We start from the raw sequence: 4,999 nt of genomic DNA, 5'->3' as shown, positions 1-4,999 counted from the left end.
TCCTTGCTCAAATTCATAAATATTGTATTGCACTAAGTCAACGTTCATATCTTTTACGATTGGCATTAATACAGGAGTCATTGCTTTACAATGAACACAAATCGGGCTGAAGAAATAAGCAGTTACGGGTTCACCGCTTTCTACTTTTGCTTGTAAGTCATCAGGTAGAATGATATTTTGATAGTTTTCGTCGTCCAGTTGATCAATGGTTTCTTGTTTTAAGTCGTTGGTACCGTAAGGATTGTCCGCTAATTTATTTTTGTTTGATGTATTGTTCAGGACAATCAATAAAGCAAATATGGCAACGATGATTCCGCCAATAATTAATAACTTCTTCATTCTACTTTTCCTCCTTTAAAGCTCTCAATAACATGAAACTTGTAATAGCGATAAGAATAAATGCAGTCAGCGCCAAAAATGGAATCGTGATGAATCCAAAGATGTTGATATATTCACCTGTGCAAGATACACGTCCACAGGCAGGTGCGTTTTCTGATAAAAAGCTGACTTTTTGTAAACCATAATGATATAACGAAATCGCTCCACCAATAATGGAGAACGTAGCAGTCGTTACAGCAATGCGTGCATTTTTCTGCACGTATGCGATACCTAGAATTAAGACGAGTGGATACATGAAAATGCGTTGAATCCAACATAACTCACACGGTTCATAATGCCTTATTTCTGAGAAAAATAAGGACCCCATTGTTGCTGCTAAAGAAACGACCCACATAAACAATAACATATTCTCTGATTTTTTCGACATGTTCTAATCTCCACTCCTGAGGGTAAACTCTTATCAAATTATAATTCTAAGCATCAAATATGTAAAATATTTTCAACGCAGTCTGCAGTCCTATATAATGAAGTATGAAGCTTTTGTGAAGGAGACGATCTACATGTCAGAGCAATTCGATTTATCCCAATTTGAAATGAAAATGGTCATCAGACAGACGAACATGGATGATATAGAACCTATTTTAGCGATGCAAAAGCTTTGCTTTCCAGGAATGGACCCTTGGAAAGTTGACCAATTACGCAGTCATTTAACTATTTTTCCAGAAGGCCAGATGGTCGCAGAACTGGATGGACATATTATCGGCTCATGCTCGAGTTTAATTATCAACTTTGATGAATATGATGACCGCCATTCGTGGTCAGATGTCACGGATGACGGCTATATAACGAATCACAATCCAGAAGGCTACAATATGTATGGGATTGAAGTAATGGTGCATCCCGAATATCGACGCATGAAAGTAGGACAGCGTCTATATGAAGCGCGTAAAGAAATTGCTCGTCAATTCAATCTGAAATCCATAATAATCGGTGGACGTATTCCAAATTACCATAAACATTCAGCCGAGATGTTGCCACGTGAGTACGTGGATGCTGTGTCTCGACATAAAATTTATGACCCAGTATTGACCTTCCAAATCATGAACGGTTTCACGCTTATGCGTATTAATCCGAACTACTTACCTGACGATACAGCTTCAGGTAAGTATGCAACTTTGATGGAATGGAACAATGTTGACTATAAACCAATGTCAAAACGTCATTTCAAAACGAGTTATCCGGTACGAATCTGTGTCGTTCAGTACATGATGCGTGCTATTGAATCATTTGATGACCTGGCAAATCAATGCGAGTACTTTGTTGATGTGGCATCCGATGCACATTCTGATTTCGTTGTATTCCCAGAGATTTTCACTACTCAGTTAATGTCATTTTTAAATGAACCTTCACCGAGTCGTGCTATTCGTCGATTGACTGAATTCACACCACAATATATCGAACTCTTTACCGATTTGGCAGTTCGCTACAATGTCAATATCATTGGCGGTTCACATTTCGTAAAAGAAGAAGACGATGAGATTTACAACATCGCCTACTTATTCCGTCGCGATGGTTCGATTGAAAAACAATACAAAATTCACATCACACCAAACGAACGAAAATGGTGGGGAATCAGTGCAGGTGATTCAGTCCGCGTTTTTGACACTGATTGCGGAAAAATTGCCATCCAAATTTGTTATGATATTGAGTTCCCTGAACTTGCACGCATAGCAACGGATATGGGTGCCAATATTATTTTCGCACCTTTCTGTACAGAAGATCGACAAGGTTATTTACGCGTGAAATATTGTGCACAAGCCCGCGCGGTAGAAAATCAAATTTACACGGTTATTTCTGGTACTGTCGGCAACTTGCCACAAACCGAAAATATGGACATTCAATATGCACAGTCTGGTATATATGCGCCGTCTGATTTTGAATTTGCCCGTGACGGGATAGTTGGAGAAACGAACCCGAACTTGGAAATGGTCTTAATCGGAGACGTAGATTTAGAAATTTTACGTCGCCAACGACAAGATGGTACGGTCAAACAATTAAAAGACCGTCGCCATGACGTGTATCGTATCGAATATAAAAAAGGCCAATGAGATATAGACAAGCTTAAGTGCCAGTTACTAGACTGGCACATGAAGCCTGAGCATTTCTCATCTGCTTAATCAACGTTTTTAATGGGGGAATAGATTTGAGTTATAAACGAACTGCCGAAAAGTGGCTTACCTTTGACAAATTGGAGCCTGAATTGAAAGAACAGCTTTCTGCAATCGCCCAAGATGAAAAGCGACTGGAAGATGCATTTTACAAAGACTTGGAATTTGGCACTGGCGGGATGCGCGGTGAAATTGGTGCGGGTACGAACCGCATGAATACATACACTGTTCGTAAAGCTTCCCAAGGGGTTGCGGATTACGTAAAAGCAGCTGGCACAGAAGCGATGAAAAAAGGAATTGTCGTCGCCTATGACTGTCGCAGGAAATCTCCTGAATTTGCGATGGAAGCAGCAAGTACTTTTGCCAAAAATGGAGTTCAAGCCTATTTATATGAAGAGCCAAGAACTACGCCACAACTATCGTTCAGTGTAAGGGAATTGGATGCTTTTATGGGGATTGTGGTAACAGCAAGTCATAATCCTCCTGAGTATAACGGCTACAAAGTTTATGGGAAAGACGGGGCCCAGTTAAATCTGGCAGATGCCGAGGCTGTGATTTCATTTGTTCAGCAAGTAGGCGATGAGTTAGCTGTAGAAGCGGGCAACACTGAATACGCTAAAGAAAATGGATTGATTCAATTGGTTGGTCGTGAGCTTGATGAGACCTATCTTGAAAATGTCGAATCCATACAACATCATCAAGACCTGTCAGGTAAAAATGATTTAGCTGTTGTATTTTCACCTCTTCACGGGGCATCAGGGTCAACTATACGTAATTTGATGAAACGAGCGGGTTACGAAAACTTTACATTCGTAGAGGAGCAAATGGAGCCGGATGGAGAATTTCCTACATTGAAGTCACCAAACCCGGAAGAAGCCAGTGCTTTTGAATTGGCGATGGCTCAAGGTAAAACAACCGGGGCTGATTTATTAATTACAGCTGATCCGGATGGAGACCGTGTGGGTGTGGCAGTGCAACAAGGCGACAGCTATGTTTTATTGACTGGGAATCAGACGGGTGCCATTTTAATTGAGTATTTATTAACGCAATTAAAAGAAGCAGGAAATATGCCAGCCAATGGACGGGTGTTCAAAACCATTGTGACTTCTGATCTCGGACGAGTAATAGCAGAATTCCATGGTTCATCAACAGAAGATGTACTGACCGGATTCAAATTCATTGGGGAGAAAATTCAGCAATACAATGAAACAAATGAATACACATTCCTKTTTGGTTACGAGGAAAGCTATGGCTATTTGATAAAACCATTTGCACGTGACAAAGATGCGATTCAAACTGTCTTAGCGATCACAGAAGCGGCCGCTTTCTACAAAATGCAAGGGAAGTCATTGCTTGACGTCCTCCACGATTTGTTTGAAAGACATGGCTACTATTTTGAAGGATTAGTATCCGTAACTAAAAAGGGAGCAGATGGAGCACGTGAAATCAAAAGTCTGTTAACCAGTTTACGAACTCAACCTTTGAAAGAAGTTGCAGGCATTGCGATTTCATCACAAGAAGATTACTTGACGCAAACACGCAGCTTTGTTGACGGTCGCAAAGACGAGACACTTATACTGCCACAAGCCGATGTATTGAAATATTTCCTGTCAGATGGGTCATGGGTTTGTGTAAGACCAAGTGGAACTGAACCAAAAATCAAATACTATATTGGTGTGACAAGTCCTACTGAAGCTGAAAGCAAGGAAAAACTTGWACGAATAAAAACACAATTCACTGCTGACATGGATAAGCGTTTCGGCCAGTAATTGGAGACCCTATTAGCAAAAAGCTAATAGGGTTTTGTTGATAAGGGGGATAAAAAGTGAATGTGGAAACACCAAGATAACGAATTGAGAAAATCTATACAGGATATTAATTGGGACGATTTGCTGTTGTACTTAGGACGCAATAACAGAGAACTATTGCACCGTGTGGATTTCGAAAAGCAGTCCGTAGTAAAAGCGATTCGAATTGATAATGAAATCTTATTAATCGAAGTATCTTACATCCATAACGAACTTGTCATAGCTTTCCCACAATTGAGTACGATTAGTGACCTGGCTATCACCGCAGCGACTGCATACGTAGAAGTGTGGTTTGATTTATCTCGTGATTTACGCCCATTTTATACATTAGCTGAAGATGATGCGATATTAGCTGGAGTTGTCGCGGCTTATAAAGGGCTCAGGATAGTTGGTGTGGAAGATCTATTTGAAGCGCTTTGTTGGTCGATTATGGGGCAGCAAATAAGTTTGCACGTTGCGTATGCGTTAAAACAAAAGCTCGTCACAACATATGGTGATTCTATCGAATATAAAGATGAAAAGTATTGGTTGTTCCCCTCAACTGAGAGAATTGCTTCATTGCAAGTTGAGGATTTGCGCAACCTTTCCTTCACGCAGCGAAAAGCAGAATATGTCATGGGTGTTGCTGGGCTCATAGCAACCAAACAATTTACAAAGGAACAGTTTGTTGGGTTGTCATTAACG

General features: G+C 40.4%; 5 protein-coding genes. 3 read left to right on the top strand and 2 right to left on the bottom strand.

From position 1 onward, the window contains the following. Together AC1DSB_RS14320 and AC1DSB_RS14315 are read right to left on the bottom strand one after the other, a co-directional pair. The coding region (locus tag AC1DSB_RS14320) for a thioredoxin family protein (protein ID WP_477586949.1) at positions 1 to 339 on the bottom strand (339 nt) is incomplete at its 3' end. A 1-nt stretch (position 340) separates the two neighbouring features. Further along, positions 341 to 766: a disulfide oxidoreductase gene (locus AC1DSB_RS14315; RefSeq protein WP_016429206.1), complete on the bottom strand. Its 426-nt coding sequence runs from the start codon at positions 764 to 766 to the stop codon at positions 341 to 343. Between the two features lie 133 nt (positions 767 to 899). Between AC1DSB_RS14315 and AC1DSB_RS14310 the strand changes: the two genes are divergently transcribed. The 3 genes from AC1DSB_RS14310 to AC1DSB_RS14300 form a co-directional block, all read left to right on the top strand. Then, positions 900 to 2,447 (top strand): GNAT family N-acetyltransferase, encoded by a 1,548-nt coding sequence (locus AC1DSB_RS14310; protein WP_477586948.1) that lies wholly within the window; start codon positions 900 to 902, stop codon positions 2,445 to 2,447. Between the two features lie 95 nt (positions 2,448 to 2,542). After that, positions 2,543 to 4,276: a phospho-sugar mutase gene (locus AC1DSB_RS14305; protein ID WP_477586947.1), complete on the top strand. Its 1,734-nt coding sequence runs from the start codon at positions 2,543 to 2,545 to the stop codon at positions 4,274 to 4,276. A 60-nt stretch (positions 4,277 to 4,336) separates the two neighbouring features. Then, positions 4,337 to 4,999: DNA-3-methyladenine glycosylase family protein (locus tag AC1DSB_RS14300; protein ID WP_477586946.1), on the top strand; the 663-nt coding region annotated here is incomplete at its 3' end.

The sequence above is a fragment of the Paenisporosarcina sp. P4_E4_2 genome (genome assembly GCF_056401595.1).
This window is presented reverse-complemented; position numbering and strand designations above follow the sequence as displayed.